This window comes from Methylobacterium sp. 37f, assembly GCF_023093475.1.
Taxonomy (GTDB): domain Bacteria; phylum Pseudomonadota; class Alphaproteobacteria; order Rhizobiales; family Beijerinckiaceae; genus Methylobacterium.
Map to the genome: position 1 here is coordinate 122,103 of NZ_JAGHKN010000008.1, position 15,667 is coordinate 137,769.

12 protein-coding genes are annotated in these 15,667 nt (G+C 67.8%); 8 read left to right on the plus strand and 4 right to left on the minus strand.

Annotation, left to right across the window (positions count from 1 at the left end):
- Positions 1-71 precede the first annotated feature (71 nt).
- From carB to J7U37_RS07885, 6 genes are all read left to right on the plus strand, one after another.
- Positions 72-3,557, plus strand: a complete 3,486-nt coding sequence (gene carB / locus J7U37_RS07860; RefSeq protein ID WP_056478842.1) for a carbamoyl-phosphate synthase large subunit — start codon at positions 72-74, stop codon at positions 3,555-3,557.
- Between the two features lie 126 nt (positions 3,558-3,683).
- Positions 3,684-4,160, plus strand: coding sequence for a transcription elongation factor GreA (gene greA / locus J7U37_RS07865; RefSeq protein ID WP_200935803.1), 477 nt, complete (start codon positions 3,684-3,686; stop codon positions 4,158-4,160).
- Between the two features lie 7 nt (positions 4,161-4,167).
- Positions 4,168-4,692 carry a hypothetical protein gene (locus tag J7U37_RS07870; RefSeq protein WP_247635348.1) on the plus strand — a complete coding sequence of 175 codons (525 nt, stop codon included), beginning with the start codon at positions 4,168-4,170 and terminating at the stop codon, positions 4,690-4,692.
- Between the two features lie 67 nt (positions 4,693-4,759).
- Positions 4,760-5,767 (plus strand): mitochondrial fission ELM1 family protein, encoded by a 1,008-nt coding sequence (locus tag J7U37_RS07875; protein WP_247635376.1) that lies wholly within the window; start codon positions 4,760-4,762, stop codon positions 5,765-5,767.
- A gap of 14 nt (positions 5,768-5,781) precedes the next feature.
- Positions 5,782-6,756: a thioredoxin-disulfide reductase gene (gene trxB / locus J7U37_RS07880; protein ID WP_247635349.1), complete on the plus strand. Its 975-nt coding sequence runs from the start codon at positions 5,782-5,784 to the stop codon at positions 6,754-6,756.
- 258 nt (positions 6,757-7,014) lie between these two features.
- Positions 7,015-7,905 carry a LysR family transcriptional regulator gene (locus J7U37_RS07885; protein ID WP_056190100.1) on the plus strand — a complete coding sequence of 297 codons (891 nt, stop codon included), beginning with the start codon at positions 7,015-7,017 and terminating at the stop codon, positions 7,903-7,905.
- Between the two features lie 58 nt (positions 7,906-7,963).
- Here J7U37_RS07885 and msrP read toward each other — a convergent pair whose 3' ends face one another.
- From msrP to J7U37_RS07905, 4 genes are all read right to left on the minus strand, one after another.
- A complete protein-coding gene (gene msrP, locus J7U37_RS07890) occupies positions 7,964-8,920 on the minus strand; it encodes a protein-methionine-sulfoxide reductase catalytic subunit MsrP (protein ID WP_056480071.1) in 957 nt (318 codons plus the stop codon).
- Positions 8,921-9,113: 193 nt separating this feature from the next.
- Entirely contained in the window at positions 9,114-10,808 is a 1,695-nt protein-coding gene (locus J7U37_RS07895; protein ID WP_247635350.1) for an AMP-binding protein, read from the minus strand.
- 85 nt (positions 10,809-10,893) lie between these two features.
- Positions 10,894-11,580 carry a hypothetical protein gene (locus tag J7U37_RS07900; protein ID WP_247635351.1) on the minus strand — a complete coding sequence of 229 codons (687 nt, stop codon included), beginning with the start codon at positions 11,578-11,580 and terminating at the stop codon, positions 10,894-10,896.
- A gap of 5 nt (positions 11,581-11,585) precedes the next feature.
- Positions 11,586-13,082 (minus strand): leucyl aminopeptidase, encoded by a 1,497-nt coding sequence (locus J7U37_RS07905; RefSeq protein WP_056478830.1) that lies wholly within the window; start codon positions 13,080-13,082, stop codon positions 11,586-11,588.
- Between the two features lie 309 nt (positions 13,083-13,391).
- Here J7U37_RS07905 and lptF point away from each other — a divergent pair, with 309 nt between their 5' ends.
- Together lptF and lptG are read left to right on the plus strand one after the other, a co-directional pair.
- On the plus strand, positions 13,392-14,564 hold the full coding sequence (lptF, locus tag J7U37_RS07910; protein WP_247635352.1) for an LPS export ABC transporter permease LptF: 1,173 nt from the start codon (positions 13,392-13,394) through the stop codon (positions 14,562-14,564).
- Positions 14,565-14,577: 13 nt separating this feature from the next.
- The gene (gene lptG / locus J7U37_RS07915; RefSeq protein WP_247635377.1) at positions 14,578-15,666 is read left to right on the plus strand and encodes an LPS export ABC transporter permease LptG; all 1,089 of its coding nucleotides are present in this window, start codon (positions 14,578-14,580) and stop codon (positions 15,664-15,666) included.
- Position 15,667 lies beyond the last annotated feature (1 nt).

Genomic DNA, 15,667 nt, shown 5'->3' on the forward strand with positions numbered 1-15,667 from the left:
GCCCCCAGGCCCGTGCCGCCGATCCGGCACCGTGCATGGCTGGGCGCGCGTGCCTGCAGCCAAGGCGCCCGATGCCGAAACGCACCGACATTTCCTCGATCCTGATCATCGGTGCGGGGCCGATCGTCATCGGTCAGGCTTGCGAGTTCGATTATTCCGGGACCCAGGCCTGCAAGGCCCTCCGCGAGGAGGGCTACCGGATCGTGCTGGTGAATTCGAACCCGGCCACGATCATGACCGACCCGGACATGGCGGATGCGACCTATGTCGAGCCGATCACGCCCGAGATCGTCGCCAAGATCATCGAGAAGGAGCGCTACGCCATCCCGGGCGGCTTTGCGCTGCTGCCCACCATGGGCGGCCAGACGGCGCTGAACTGCGCCCTCTCCCTCAAGAAGATGGGCGTGCTCGAAAAATTCGACGTCCAGATGATCGGCGCCACCACCGAGGCGATCGACAAGGCCGAGGACCGTCACCTCTTCCGCGACGCCATGACCAAGATCGGCCTGGAGACGCCGAAATCCGCCCTCGCCAACGCCTCCGCGGCGAAGAAGGCCGACCGCGCGAAGTACCTCGCCGAGATCGCCCGCATCGAGGCCGCGAACGAGGGCGAAGCCCGCACTGCCGCCCTTGCCGCCTTCGAGAAGACCTGGCACCGGGGCGAGTCGGAGCGGCGCAAGCGCTACGGTGAGCACGCGATCGGGCAGGCGCTGATCGCGCTGGCCGAGGTCGGCCTTCCGGCCATCATCCGCCCGTCCTTCACCATGGGCGGCACCGGCGGCGGCATCGCCTACAACCGGGAAGAATTCCTGGACATCGTCGAGCGCGGCATCGACGCGTCGCCGACCAACGAAGTCCTGATCGAGGAGAGCGTTCTCGGCTGGAAAGAATATGAGATGGAGGTCGTTCGCGACAGAAACGACAACTGCATCATCGTCTGCTCCATCGAGAACATCGACCCGATGGGCGTCCACACCGGCGATTCCATCACCGTCGCGCCGGCCCTGACGCTGACCGACAAGGAATATCAGGTGATGCGCGACGCATCCCTGGCCGTGCTGCGCGAGATCGGCGTGGAGACCGGCGGCTCGAACGTGCAGTTCGCGATCGACCCGGCCACCGGCCGGATGATCGTCATCGAGATGAACCCGCGCGTCTCGCGCTCCTCCGCCCTGGCCTCGAAGGCCACCGGCTTCCCGATCGCCAAGGTCGCGGCCAAGCTCGCCGTCGGCTACACCCTCGACGAGATCGCCAACGACATCACGGGCGGCGCGACGCCGGCCTCGTTCGAGCCGTCGATCGACTACGTCGTCACCAAGATCCCGCGCTTCGCCTTCGAGAAGTTCCCCGGCGCCGAGCCGACGCTGACCACTGCGATGAAGTCGGTGGGCGAGGCCATGGCGATCGGCCGCTGCTTTGCCGAATCGCTCCAGAAGGCCCTGCGCTCCCTCGAGACCGGCCTCACCGGCCTCGACGAGATCGAGATCGAGGGACTGGGCAAGGGCGACGACCACAACGCCATCAAGGCCGCCCTCGGCACCCCGACGCCGGATCGCCTCCTCAAGGTCGGTCAAGCGTTGCGCCTCGGCGTGAGCCACGAGGAGGTCCATGCCTCCTGCAAGATCGATCCGTGGTTCCTGGAGCAGCTCCAGGCGATCATCGACCTGGAGAACCGGGTCAAGGCGCACGGCATCCCGAATACCCCCGGGGCGCTGCGTCAGCTCAAGGCGGCCGGCTTCTCCGACGCTCGCCTCGCCGTGCTCGCCAAGACCGACGAGGACAGCGTGCGGGCGGCGCGCCGGGCGCTGGGCGTACGCCCGGTGTTCAAGCGCATCGACACCTGTGCGGCCGAGTTCCAGGCGCCCACCGCCTACATGTACTCGACCTATGTGGCGCCCTTCGCCGGCACGGTGGTGGACGAGGCACGTCCCACCGATGCCAAGAAGGTCATCATCCTCGGTGGCGGTCCGAACCGGATCGGCCAGGGCATCGAGTTCGATTATTGCTGCTGTCACGCCTGCTTCGCGCTGTCGGAAGCCGGGTACGAGACCATCATGGTCAACTGCAACCCGGAGACGGTCTCGACCGATTACGACACCTCGGACCGCCTCTATTTCGAGCCGCTGACCCAGGAAGACGTCCTGGAGATCATCGAGACCGAACGCCAAGCCGGAACCCTGCACGGGGTCATCGTCCAGTTCGGCGGCCAGACCCCGCTGAAGCTGGCCCGCGCTCTGGAGGCCGCCGGTGTGCCGATCCTCGGCACCTCGCCTGACGCCATCGATCTGGCCGAGGACCGCGACCAGTTCAAGCGCCTCCTCGACAAGCTCGGGATGAAGCAGCCCAAGAACGGCATCGCCTACTCGGTGGAGCAGAGCCGGCTGATCGCCTCCGATCTCGGCCTGCCCTTCGTGGTGCGGCCGAGCTACGTTCTGGGCGGCCGCGCCATGGCGATCATTCGCGACGAGGCGCAGTTCGCGGACTACCTCCTCGATACCCTGCCGAGCCTGATCCCCTCCGACGTGAAGGCGCGCTACCCCAACGACAAGACGGGGCAGATCAACACGGTGCTGGGCAAGAACCCGCTCCTGTTCGATCGCTACCTGTCCGACGCCACCGAGATCGACGTCGACGCGATCTGCGACGGCAAGGATGTCTTCATCGCCGGCATCATGGAGCACATCGAGGAGGCGGGCATCCACTCAGGCGATTCCGCCTGCTCGCTGCCCTCGCGCTCGCTTTCGCCGGAGATCATCGCGGAACTGGAACGCCAGACCCGCGCGATGGCGCTGGCCCTGCAGGTCGGCGGCCTGATGAACGTGCAATACGCGATCAAGGACGGCGTGATCTACGTGCTGGAGGTCAATCCGCGCGCTTCCCGCACCGTGCCGTTCGTCGCCAAGGTGATCGGCGATCCGATCGCCAAGATCGCCGCCCGGGTCATGGCCGGCGAATCGCTCGCGAGCTTCGATCTGAAGCCGAAGGTGCTCGACCACATCGCCGTCAAGGAAGCGGTGTTCCCCTTCGCGCGCTTCCCCGGTGTCGACGTGCTGCTCGGACCGGAGATGCGCTCGACCGGCGAGGTCATCGGGCTCGATTCGAGCTTCGGCGTCGCCTTCGCCAAGAGCCAGCTCGGCTCGGGCACCCTGGTGCCGAAGGGCGGCGCGGTATTCGTGTCGGTGCGCGATGCCGACAAGGAGCGCATCCTGCCGGCCATCCGGCTCCTGTCGGAGCTCGGCTTCACCATCGTCGCCACCAGCGGCACCCAGCGCTACCTCGCCGACCAGGGCGTTCCGACAGAGCGGGTGAACAAGGTCCTGGAAGGCCGGCCGCACGTGGTCGACTCGATCAAGAACGGCGACATCCAGCTGGTGTTCAACACCACGGAGGGCGCCGGCGCCCTTTCGGACTCGCGCTCGCTCCGGCGCGCTGCCCTCTTGCATAAAGTGCCGTACTACACCACTCTTGCGGGGGCGATGGCGGCGGCCGAAGGGATCAAGGCCTATCTCGGAGGCGATCTCAAGGTCCGCGCCTTGCAGGAATACTTCGCGGCCTGAATTGACGCGCGGCTTCCGTCTTGATCGGGAGCCGTGTCGTTTGCGGTTCAGGACTTTCTTACTCTGGCCCGGAGGGAGCACAGTGCTCCTGGCCGGGCCTATTCATTGTGGCGCGAGACGATGACGATAGACAAGGTTCCGATGACGGTGCGCGGTTACGCAGCGCTGGAGGAGGAGTTGAAGCACCGCCAGCAAGTGGAGCGCCAGCGCATCATCCAGGCGATTGCTGAGGCGCGCGCGCTCGGCGACCTTTCGGAGAATGCCGAATACCATGCCGCCAAGGAGGCCCAGTCCCACAACGAGGGCCGTGTCCTCGAACTGGAGAGCATGATCTCGCGGGCCGAGGTGATCGACGTCACCAAGCTGTCGGGCACCAAGATCAAGTTCGGCGCGACCGTGAAGCTCCTCGACGAGGACACCGAGGAGGAGAAGACCTACCAGCTCGTCGGCGAGCCGGAGGCGGATGTGCGCTCGGGCCTCGTCTCGATCACCTCCCCGATCGCCCGCGCGCTGATCGGCAAGGGCGTCGGCGACACCGTCGAGGTGACGACCCCGGGCGGTGGCAAGTCATACGAGGTCGTCGCTGTCCAGTACGGCGTCTGAGTCGGGGATGCGGCGCGGCCCCTTTCGCGCGGTGGCCGCATCCCTCGTCCTCCTGCTGGGGGCCGCCCTTCTTCCGGGTCTCGCCCGGGCGGCGGGCCTCCCCAGCCTCGGCGGCGAGCGCCTGTCCGGCGTACGGGTCGACGTGCAACCGCTGCTCGCGAAGGGCGGCGGAGGTCCGGCGGAGGATCTCCGCGATGACCTGCTCGCCGCTCTCCGGACGGAGTTCGCCCGCCAGCTCGGCGGCAGCGGGCCGGTTCTGGTAGTGCGGATCACGGGCCTGTCGCTCAACCCCTACGCGGGCGGCGATGGCGGGCGTGGGCGGCTCGGCGGCGGAACCCAGAGCGACTACCTCGAAGGCGAGGCCCTGCTTGTCGGGCGGCGGGGCGAGATTCTGGCCCGCCATCCCCAGCTCTCCGCCGTCTCGGCCAGTTCGGGGGGAGCCTGGTACGATCCCGCCTCCGAGCGGCGGCGGGTGACGGCCCTCGCCGCGCATTACGCCGGCTGGCTGCGGCGCGCCCTCCCCGAGGATTAGGTGGACGAGGCGCCCCCGGCGACGCCCAAGGATTGACCTGGATCACCTGATGTCGGCAGCGTCCGCGATGCCCTCCCCCAACGCGGCCCCCGCGCCGCTCCCCGACCTGTCGCAGGCCCGGACCTGGATCGTCACCGACGGCAAGGCGGGTGACGAGAACCAGTGCGTGGGACTGGCCGAAACCCTCGGTCTCCCCTTCGAGGTCCGGCGGGTTTCGCCCCGTCCCCCCTTCGGCTGGATGGCGCCCTGGGGACCGGTCGATCCGCGCGACCAGCCCGGCGACAGGCGCGGATGCCTCGTCGGGCCCCTGCCCGATCTGCTGATCGCCTCCGGTCGCCGATCCGTGCCGTACCTGCGCGCCGTCCGCGAGGCCTCGCAGGGCCGGACCTTTACGGCGTTCCTGAAGGACCCGCGTACGGGCCACGACACCGCGAACTTCGTCTGGGTGCCGGATTACGACGATCTGCGCGGCCCCAACGTGTTCACCACCCTGACGCCGCCGCATCAGGTCACCCCGGAGCGCCTGGACGAGGCGCGTAGACATCCGGACCCACGCCTCGCCGCCCTGCCCTGGCCCCGCATCGCGGTGCTGATCGGGGGCGACAGCCGCCATCTGAGCTACCGTCCGGCCGATATGCGCCGGCTCCTGCGCGATCTCACCAAGCTGACCGATGGCGGGTGCAGCCTGATGGTGACGGTGTCGCGGCGCACCCCGCAGAACCTGCGCGACGCGTTGCGAACCCTGGTCGCCACCAAGGGTGGTTTCTACTGGGATGGCGCCAGCTCGAACCCCTATGTTCCGATGCTGGCGATCGCCGACGCGATCGTGGTCACCTCGGATTCCGCCAACATGGTCGGCGAGTCGGTCAGCACCGGCGCGCCGGTCCTCCTGTTCGACCTGCCGAAGACCTATATCCGCCACAGGCGGCTCTTCGCGGGCCTGGCGATGGCAGGGGCCCTGAAGCCCTTCGTCGGCCGCCTGGAGGCATTGCACTACACACCCCTGGATGCGACCCCCGTCATCGCGCAGGCGATGGCCAAGGCCTATGCCGACCACCGCGCGCGATGGGCCTGAAGGAGACGAGAGCGATGGCGCACACCCATTCCAAACTCATCATCATCGGCTCCGGCCCCGCCGGCTACAGCGCCGCGATCTATGCCGCCCGCGCCATGGTCGAGCCGCTGATGATCTCCGGCTTCCAGCCCGGCGGGCAGCTCATGATCACCACCGACGTCGAGAACTATCCGGGCTTCGCCGAGGCCATCCAGGGTCCCTGGCTGATGGAGCAGATGCGGCTCCAGGCCGAGCATGTCGGCACCCGGATCGTGTCCGAGTACATCACCAAGGTCGACCTCAAGGTCCGCCCCTTCCAGTTGGAGGCGGATTCGGGCGAAACCTATTCGGCCGATGCGCTGATCATCGCCACCGGCGCCCAGGCGAAGTGGCTCGGTCTACCGTCGGAAGCCAAGTTCCAGGGCTTCGGCGTCTCCGCCTGCGCCACCTGTGACGGCTTCTTCTTTCGCGGCAAGGAGGTCGTGGTGGTCGGCGGCGGCAACACCGCCGTCGAGGAGGCGCTCTACCTCGCCAACCTCGCGTCCAAGGTCATCGTCGTGCACCGCCGGGGCGAGTTCCGGGCCGAGCGCATCCTGCAGGAGCGCCTGTTCAAGCACCCCAACGTCGAGGTGGTGTGGCACCACGCCATCGAGGAGATCTGCGGCAGCGAGAAGCCGCCCTCGGTGACCCGTGTCCGCCTCAAGGATACCCGCACCGGGGAGATCACCGAGCGCACGACCGACGGCGTGTTCATCGCCATCGGCCACCAGCCGGCGACGGGGGTCTTCGAGGGCCAGCTCGCCATGCGCGACGGCGGCTACATCGATACCGCGCCGGGCACGACCCACACGGCGATCCCCGGTGTCTATGCCGCCGGCGACGTGACCGACGACGTCTATCGCCAGGCGATCACCGCCGCCGGCATGGGGTGCATGGCTGCGCTCGACGCCGAGAAGTACCTCGCGGCACTCGATGTCGGCGAAACACCGCAGCAAGCGGCCGCAGAATAGGAAGATTTCGGCGGACGAAGGCTCCGGGCGTCTTGCGTGCGGCATCAAGACAATCGCAAGGTCGTCCCCCTAACCTAAGCGCTGACGGCATGCGCCGTCGGCGTCACCCGCATGACTGAGGTCGCCCCGTTCCGCGTGTCCGGCACGCATCGGGAGATGTCGGTCGCTCGGGCCTGTCATGGATATCCGGATCGCCAATCGGCGCGGATCGGGGAGGCATGATCAGCCGGCGTCGGGTTGCGTACGGGAGTGGACGCCTTGGACTGGGATAAGATCCGCATCTTCCTCAATGTGGCGGAAGCCGGCAGCTTTACGCGGGCGGGCGACGACATCGGCTTGAGCCAGTCGGCCGTGAGCCGCCAGATCAGCGCCCTGGAGCGCGAATTGAAGGCGCCGCTGTTCCATCGCCATGCCCGGGGCCTGATCCTCACCGAACAAGGCGATCTCCTGTTCCGGGCAGCGCGCGACATGAAGCTGCGCCTGGAAAACACCAAGGCGCGCCTCGTCGAGACCAGCGAGCGCCCGACCGGCGACCTCAAGGTCACCACCACGGTCGGCCTCGGCACCGCGTGGCTCGCCCAGAGGGTGGCGGAATTCCTCGACCTCTACCCGGATGTCCGGGTCGAACTCATCCTCACCAACGAGGAACTCGACCTCGCCATGCGCGAGGCCGACGTGGCGATCCGGATGCGGCGCCCGGCCCAGCCGGACCTGATCCAGCGACGCCTGTTCACGGTGCATTACCACGCCTTCGCGTCGCAGGATTACGTGAAGCGCTTCGGCGAGCCGAAGACGATCGCCGACCTCGACAATCACAGGCTCGTCTCGTTCGGCGGCAACGAGCCGTCCTACCTGCTGGCCACCCACTGGCTCGCCACGGTGGGCCGCGAGGGTCAGGAGCGCCGGACCATCCATTTCACGGTCAACAACATCACCGCCCTGCAGCACGCGATCGAAACCGGTGCCGGCATCGGCATCCTGCCGGACTACGCGGCGGAGGGGCAGGCCGGCCTGGTTCAGGTGATGCGCGAGACCGAGATGCCCCACATGGAGAGCTATCTCGTCTACGCCGAGGAGATGCGGACCGTCGCCCGCGTCCAGGCATTCCGCGACTTCCTCGTCGCGAAGGCCCAGCGCTGGACCTATTGAGGCCCGCAGGGACCGACGGATGCGGGCGGGACAGAAGGCTGCCCCGCCGCCGCGCCGGTCAGACGAACAGCCGCTCCTTCTCCAACCCCTTGTAGAGGCCAGCGACCTGCTCGCCGTAGCCGTTGTAGATCAGGGTCGGCACGCGCTGGTCGGTGCCCAGCACCCGCTCGGTCGCCTGGCTCCAGCGCGGATGCGACACGGCCGGGTTCACGTTGGCCCAGAATCCGTACTCGGCCGATTGCAGCCCTTCCCAGAAGGTCTTCGGCCGCTCGGCCACGAACGAGATCTTGGTGATCGATTTCACCGACTTGAAGCCGTACTTCCACGGCACCACGAGGCGGATCGGAGCGCCGAACTGGTTGGCGAGCGGCTTGCCGTAGACGCCGGTGGCGACGAAGGCGAGATCGTTGCCGGCCTCCTCCAGGGTCAGCCCTTCCGTATAGGGCCACGGATACAGGAACGACTTCTGGCCCGGCGCCATGGACCGGTCGAGGAAGGTCTGCATCTGGATGTACTTGGCCCCGGCGCTGGGCTTGGCCAGGGCCAACAGCTTCGAAAGCGGGAACCCGGTCCAGGGCACCGACATCGACCACGCCTCGACGCAGCGGTGGCGATACAGGCGCTCCTCCAAGGGCATTTTCCGGATTAGGTCGTCGATGCCCAGCGTCATCGGCTTCTCGACGAGTCCGTCGATGGCGACGGTCCAGGGCCGGGTCTTCAGCGCATTGGCCGCCGGCAGGACCGATTTCGAGGTGCCGTATTCGTAGAAGTTGTTGTAGTCCGCGCTGTACTTCTCGGGCGTCAGGGCGCGGTCGAGGGTATAGGCCTCGTTGCGCTTGGCCGGATAGAGGTCGGCGGTGGGATCGGCCGCGGCCTCGGCCCGCGCGATGCCGACCAGCGATGCGGCGGCGAGGCCGGCGGCACCGCCGAGCAGGCTGCGGCGATCGAGAAAAACGCTCTCCGGCGTCGCCAGATGTTCGGGCATCTCCCATGCCCGCGTGCGCTTGATCAGCATGTCGATCCCTCCCGTGCGGCACATCCAGAGATGCGCCGGCGTGTTGCCCTGATCCGCGTGCCGTGACCCCTGCGTCACGACTGTCGAGACGAGACATCGTGCGGCGCCGACCGACCGGCAAGCTGTCCCGATGTCACTCCTTCGGAGTTACTTCTTCGATGGTGGACCGCGGGAGGTTACGCGGACGCGCAGGTTACGCCGTGGGCGGTTCGTCGCGGAGTGCCCGCCGCAGCACCTTGCCGACGTTGGTCTTGGGCAGGGCGTCATGGAAGACCACCTGCCGCGGCACCTTATAGCCGGTGAGCTGCGTGCGCGCGTAGGTCCTCAGCGCCTCCGTGGTGATGGCCGGGTCGCGGCGCACCACGTGGGCGACCACCATCTCGCCGGTGTCGTCGCTGAGGGCGCCGACCACGGCGCATTCGCGGACCGCCGGATGGCTCGCGAGCACATCCTCGATCTCGTTCGGATAGACGTTGAACCCTGAGACCAGGATCATGTCCTTCATCCGGTCGACGATCCGGACTTGTCCGTCCTCCTGGAGCACCGCCACGTCGCCGGTTCGGAAGTAGCCGTCCGGCGTCGTCGCGCGCGCGGTCTCGTCCGGGCGCTTCCAGTAGCCGGCCATGACCTGGGGTCCGCGGACGCAGAGTTCGCCCGGGTGGCCCATGCCGACGTCGCGGCCATCCGGACCCCGGACCGCCACATCCGTCGAAGGTAGCGGATAGCCGATCGTCCCGCTCCATTCCGGAAGGTCGAGCGGGTTGACGCAGACCACCGGCGACGTCTCCGACAGGCCGTAGCCCTCGACGATCGTCTGGCCGGTGATCGCCTTCCACTTCTGGGCGACGGTGGCCTGAACCGCCATGCCGCCGGCGATGACGAAATCGAGCTTCGAAAAGTCGACTTCGGTAATTCTGGGGTGATTGATCAGGAGGTTGAACAGGGTGTTCACGCCGGAGAAGTGGGTGAAGCGCGTACTCTTCAGCGTCTTGATGAAGCCGTCCGCGTCGCGCGGGTTGAGGATCAGCAGACAGCAGGCACCGATCTTCATGAAGAAGAAGAAGCAGCAGGTGAGCGCGAAGATGTGGTACAGCGGCAGCGCCGTGACCATGACCTTGCCCTCGCCGTACTCGGCCGAGACGCGGAACCAGGCTCGGCTCTGTTCGACGTTGGCCATGATGTTGCGGTGGGTCAGCATCGCCGCCTTGGCGATGCCGGTGGTGCCACCCGTGTACTGTAGGAAGGCCAGGTCGTTCGGCCCGATATCGGCGCGGATCTTGGGCTTGCCGCTCCCGGCATTGATCACCGCATCGAAGCGGAGCGCGAGACCAGCGGGGAAGCGGTAGGCCGGCACCGCCTTCTTGATGTGCCGCGACGCCAGGGTGATCAGCCGACCCTTGAGACCGAGGCCGTCGCCGGGGCCGGCAACGACCACCCGTTCGAGGCTGAGATCCGGCAGGGCCTGCACCACCGTGTGGGCGAAGTTTTCCAGGACGAAGAGGATACGGGCGCCCGAATCGTTCAGCTGCGCCGTCAATTCGCGGGGCGTGTAGAGCGGATTGACGTTGACGACGGTGCAGCCAGCGAGCAGCGCGCCGAAGATCGTCGCCGGATAGGCCACGACGTTGGGCATCATGATCGCGACGCGGTCGCCCTTGACGAGGCCCTGATCGGCGAGCCAGGCCGCCACGGCTTCGGCTGTGTCTCCGAGCGCCGCGTAGGAAATGCGCGTTCCGAAGCTCTCGAGCGCCGGACGCGACGCGGATTGCGTCATGCACTCTTCGAACAGGTCGACCAGCGTTCCGAGACGGGGGATATCGAGTTCCGCCGGAATACCCGGCGCGTACGCCGACAGCCACGGCCGCCCGGCGCTTCGGGACTCGAACATGTGTTTCCTCCCTGCGATGCGACTCGGCAGCTTCCTGCGTCCTTAGTTCACATCTAAACTATCCTCCGCCATCCCGGCTTCGGGATCAAGCGGCGGCTTGTGCAGGCTGGGAACGATCCCGCCGGGTCGTCAGTCGCACGCAGCTAAGGTGCGGTAGGAAGGCGATGCAGGCCAGGGCGGCGGCTAACACGGCATCCTCCCCTGTCATGGCTCGGCGCGGCCAGTTCCCGAAGCCCGCCGCATGGGCCAGGCCGAGCACCGCGAGGGCGAACCACAGCGCGAGATAGCGCAGAACGATCGCGAGGCCGGCGCGCAGCCAGGTCCGGGGGCGTGCCGGCGCGTTTCCGATCAGCAACGCACCGATAGCCAGGGCCGTGGCGAAGACCATCGCGGCGAGTGCCGAGCCGAGGGCATAGGCGGCGGGCATCGCCTGCTGCGTGAGGAAGGCGGTGCCGCCGCTGGCAAACGCGAGGCGCAGGGTGACGCCGCCGAAGGTCGGATGGAGGCAGACCGCCAGGAAAACCGTGAACGCGAGGGTTCCGCCGATCAGCCGACGCGGCCAGCCGGCCTGGCCGGGTCGCAGGATGCGCAGGCCGAGGCGCGCCAGCCCATACACGATCGCCACGGTGAAGAGCGGGTAGCGATCGAGGAAGAAGCCGTAGAACCGCGCCTCCAGCTCGGGCGGCAGAACCGTCCGCTGGTCGAATCCCGTGGCGAAGGCGACCCCGATCGCCAGGAGCGCGGCCGCCAGCGGGATGACGGCCGCCCGCACGCGGCTCAGGCCTCGTAGTTGTCGCGCACCAGGCGGTCGAGCAGACGCACGCCCCAGCCCGCGCCCCAGCTCCGGTTGATCTCGCTCGGCGAGGACGACATCGCCACGCCGGCGATGTCGAGATGGGCCCATGGCACGTCGTTGACGTAGCGCTTCAGGAACGAGGCCGCCGTGGCGGCGCCGCCGTGGCGACCGCCGGAGTTCTTCATGTCGGCGAACTTGGAATCGATCGCCTTGTCGTAGGCCGGGATCAGCGGCATCCGCCACACGGCCTCGCCCGTCGCTTCGCCGGCGGCGGTGATCTTCGCCGAAAGGGCATCGTCGTTCGAGAACAGGCCGGCGATATCCTGGCCGAGGGCCACGATGATGGCGCCCGTCAGGGTGGCCAGATCGATCATGAACTTCGGCTTGTAGGCGCTCTGGATGTGCCACAGTACGTCGGCGAGGACGAGACGTCCCTCCGCATCGGTGTTGATGATCTCGATGGTCTGGCCCGACATCGAGGTGACGATGTCGCTCGGGCGCATGGCGTTGCCGTCCGGCATGTTCTCGACGATGCCGATGGCGCCCACCACGTTGACCCGCGCCTTGCGGCGCGCCAGCGCATGCATCGTGCCCACGACGCAGGCGGCGCCGCCCATGTCGCCCTTCATGTCCTCCATGCCGCCGGCGGACTTGATCGAGACGCCGCCGGAATCGAAGCAGACGCCCTTGCCGATGAAGGCGATCGGCGCGTCCGACGCGTCATCCGCCCCGTTCCAGCGCATCACCACGACGCGGGCCTCCCGGGCCGAACCCTGGGCCACCGCCAGCAGAGCGCCCATGCCGAGCGCTTCGAGCTTGCCGGGGCCAAGCACCTCGACCTCGACCCCGAGGTCGGTCAGCGCCTCGGCGCGACGGGCGAACTCCTCCGGAAACAGGACGTTCGGCGGCTCGTTGATGAGTTCGCGGGCCAGGACGACGCCGTCCGCGACCGCCTCGGACACCTGGGCGGCTGCTTCGGCGGCAGCGACGTCCGCCACCATCAGGGTCAGGGACGTGCCCTTCGCGTCATCGCCCTCGGGCTTCTTCTTGGTCTTGTAGCGATCGAAGCTGTAGTGCCGCAGACGGGCGCCGAGGGCGAAATCGGCGGCGTTCTCGGCCGAGACGTCGAGGCCGGCGAGGATCAGGGCGGCGTGGGCGCTCCGACCCGCGACCTTGCTGGCGGTGTAGCCGCCGAGCGCGGTCCAATCGATCTTGGCGCGATCCTTCTCCGAGCCGAGGCCGATCACCACGAGGCGGTCGGCATCGAGGCCGGCTGGAGCCGGCAGCGCCAGGGCCGACAGGGACTTGCCCTTGAAGCGCTCGCTGGCGGCCGCGCGCGCGACGAGATCGGCGACCCCGCCGCCGATGGCCTGGGCCACGGACGGTGCCAGGGCGAGATCGTCGCCGACGAAGAGGACGACGTCGCCCCGGCCCACCGAGCCGAGAGGCCCGAACGTGATCGAAATTCCGTCCGCCATGACGCTAGCTTTCCGAAGGATTGGGCTCGAACGAGAGGCGCGTTCGAAGTGATGCGCGCAGGATGTGCGGAGGAACACGGGCTTCGACGTGCCCCTCCCAAGGCTTCTGTGTACCCGTTGAGGCAGAGAACGCAACGCGACCGGACGGCCGTGAAAGCGCCCGAATTGGCGCGCCCGGATCAGGCTGGCCGGTCGGGGGGCGGGACAGGTCGAAACGCGCGGGTGGAATCCCGCGGGGTGAGGCGGGATCGGTCCATGAGGGTCGATCCACCGGAACCTGACTCACGAGAACCCGATCCACGAGATTCGATGCCGCAGATCGAGCGCTACATCTTCAGACTCGCGCTCGGGGCGTTCCTGGCCTGCCTCGTCGGCCTCACGGGCACGATCTGGGTGACGCAGGCCCTGCGCGAACTCGACCTGATCACCGCGAAGGGCCAGACGCTGGTCATCTTCTTCCTGATCACCGGGCTGTCGCTGCCGACCCTGATCACCGTCATCGCCCCGGTCGCCCTGTTCATCGCCGTCGTCCACACCCTGAACAAGCTGAACGGCGATTCCGAGCTGATCGTGATGTCGGCCGCCGGGATGCGGCCGCGACAGATCCTGCGTCCGTTCCTCAGCCTCGGTCTTGCCGTCAGCCTCGCGGTGGCCTTCCTGACGATCCAGGTCATGCCGTCCTCCTTCCAGGAGCTGCGTGACGTGCTGACCCGCGTGCGGGGGGACTTCATCGCCAACGTGGTCAAGGAAGGGCAGTTCACCAGCCTCGACAGCGGCATCACCTTCCATTTCCGCGAGCGCGGACCCGGCGGCGCCCTGCTCGGCCTGTTCATCCAGGACAAGCGGGAGGCCGGCAAGTCGGTGGTCTATCTCGCCGAGCGCGGCCAGGCGCTCGAATATGGCGGCCAGAGCTATCTCGCCCTGGAGAAGGGCAGCATCCACCGGCAGCAGAAGGACTCCCGCGACGCCTCGATCATCACGTTCGAGCGCTACACCGTCGATCTCGCGGCCTTCACTCCGCCCGATGCGGAGCTGGTCTACAAGCCTCGCGAGCGCGCCACCGCGCAGCTGCTGTTCCCAGACACCGGCGAGACCTACTACAAGCAGCAGAAGGGGCGCTTTCGGGCGGAACTGCACGACCGGCTCTCGTCTTGGCTCTACCCGCTGGCCCTGACCTTCATCGCCTTCGCGGCACTGGGCGATCCGCGCACCACGCGTCAGGGGCGCGGCCTCGCGGTCGCGGCTGCGGTGATCGCCGTGGTGGTCGTGCGCATCGGCGGCTTTGCCGCGTCGAGCGCCGCCGCGCGCAGCCAGGGCGCCGTGATCGCGGTCTACGCCGTGCCCCTCCTGGCCATCCTCGTTTCGGCGCTGCTGATCTTCCAGGGCGCCCCCATGCGGGACTGGAACGCGCGGACGAGGCGGGCCCTGGGCCGGTTCGCAGGCCGCCTCCTGGGACGGCGTCCCCGCCTCGGGGTGAGCTGAGGCGCGCATGTCCATCCTGATCGGCGCCACCCTCGGCCGCTACTTCGCCATGCGCTTCGTGCGCACGATCCTGGGGGTGTTCCTCACGGTCTTCACGCTGGTCTACACCCTCGACTTCGTCGAGCTGCTGCGGCGCGCCGGCGACGCCGAGGGTGCATCCCCAGGCCTGATGGCGCAGCTCTCGCTCTACCGCACCCCCGCCGTGGCCGAGGGCGTGCTGCCCTTCGCGATCCTGTTCGGGTCCATGGCCGCGCTGCTCCAGCTCTCGCGCAAGCTCGAACTCGTGGTGGCGCGGGCGGCCGGCATCTCCGCCTGGCAGTTCCTCCAGCCCGGCGTGTTCGTGGCGCTCGCCATCGGGGTCTTCGCGGTGGGCGTCTACAATCCGGTCTCGGCGCTGATGAAGCAGCGCTCCACCGAAATCGAGGCGAAGATCTTCGCCCGCTCCAGCAAGGTCAATTCCGGCAAGGACCTGTGGATCCGCCAGCGCAGCCTCGACGGGCAGGCGATCATCCGGGCCGATACGGCGGTGGAGGGCACCACCGCCCTCGCGGGGGTCTCGGTCTTCACCTTCGACGAGGCGGGCGTGTTCACCGCGCAGATCGAGGCGGCGCGGGCCAGCCTGCATGATGGCTACTGGGAGCTGAGCCAGGCCCGCGTGATGGCGCAAGGCCAGCCGGCCGAGACCTACGAAACCTACCTGATCGCCTCGACCCTGGTGCCGTCCCAGGTGCGCCAGCGCTTCACGCCGCCGGAATCCGTGCCTTTCTGGCAACTGCCCGAAACCATCGCACGCTCCGAACGAGCGGGCCTCGATGCCACGCGCTACCGTCTTCAATACGATGTGTTGCTCGCGAGACCTGTCCTGTTCTTGGCCATGGTGCTGGTGGCGGCCAGCGTTTCCTTAAGGTTCTTCCGCTTTGGTGGTGTGGGAAAGCTGGTGCTGGGCGGCGTCGCGGCGGGGTTCGTGCTGTACGTCGCCCGACAGGTGCTGGAAGGCCTCGGTGCCTCGGGAATCGTGACGCCGGCTGTGGCGGCCTGGTTCCCGGCCGTGGTAGGGAGTCTCCTCGGTACGCTCACGCTTCTCTATCAGGAGGACGGCTGAT

Coding starts and splice junctions, on each gene's coding strand:
- carB (WP_056478842.1), top strand. CDS start 72: ATGCCGAAACGCACCGACATTTCCTCGATCCTGATCATCGGTGCGGGG.
- J7U37_RS07870 (WP_247635348.1), top strand. CDS start 4,168: ATGCGGCGCGGCCCCTTTCGCGCGGTGGCCGCATCCCTCGTCCTCCTG.
- J7U37_RS07875 (WP_247635376.1), top strand. CDS start 4,760: ATGCCCTCCCCCAACGCGGCCCCCGCGCCGCTCCCCGACCTGTCGCAG.
- trxB (WP_247635349.1), top strand. CDS start 5,782: ATGGCGCACACCCATTCCAAACTCATCATCATCGGCTCCGGCCCCGCC.
- msrP (WP_056480071.1), bottom strand. CDS start 8,920: ATGCTGATCAAGCGCACGCGGGCATGGGAGATGCCCGAACATCTGGCG.
- J7U37_RS07895 (WP_247635350.1), bottom strand. CDS start 10,808: ATGTTCGAGTCCCGAAGCGCCGGGCGGCCGTGGCTGTCGGCGTACGCG.
- J7U37_RS07905 (WP_056478830.1), bottom strand. CDS start 13,082: ATGGCGGACGGAATTTCGATCACGTTCGGGCCTCTCGGCTCGGTGGGC.
- lptF (WP_247635352.1), top strand. CDS start 13,392: ATGCCGCAGATCGAGCGCTACATCTTCAGACTCGCGCTCGGGGCGTTC.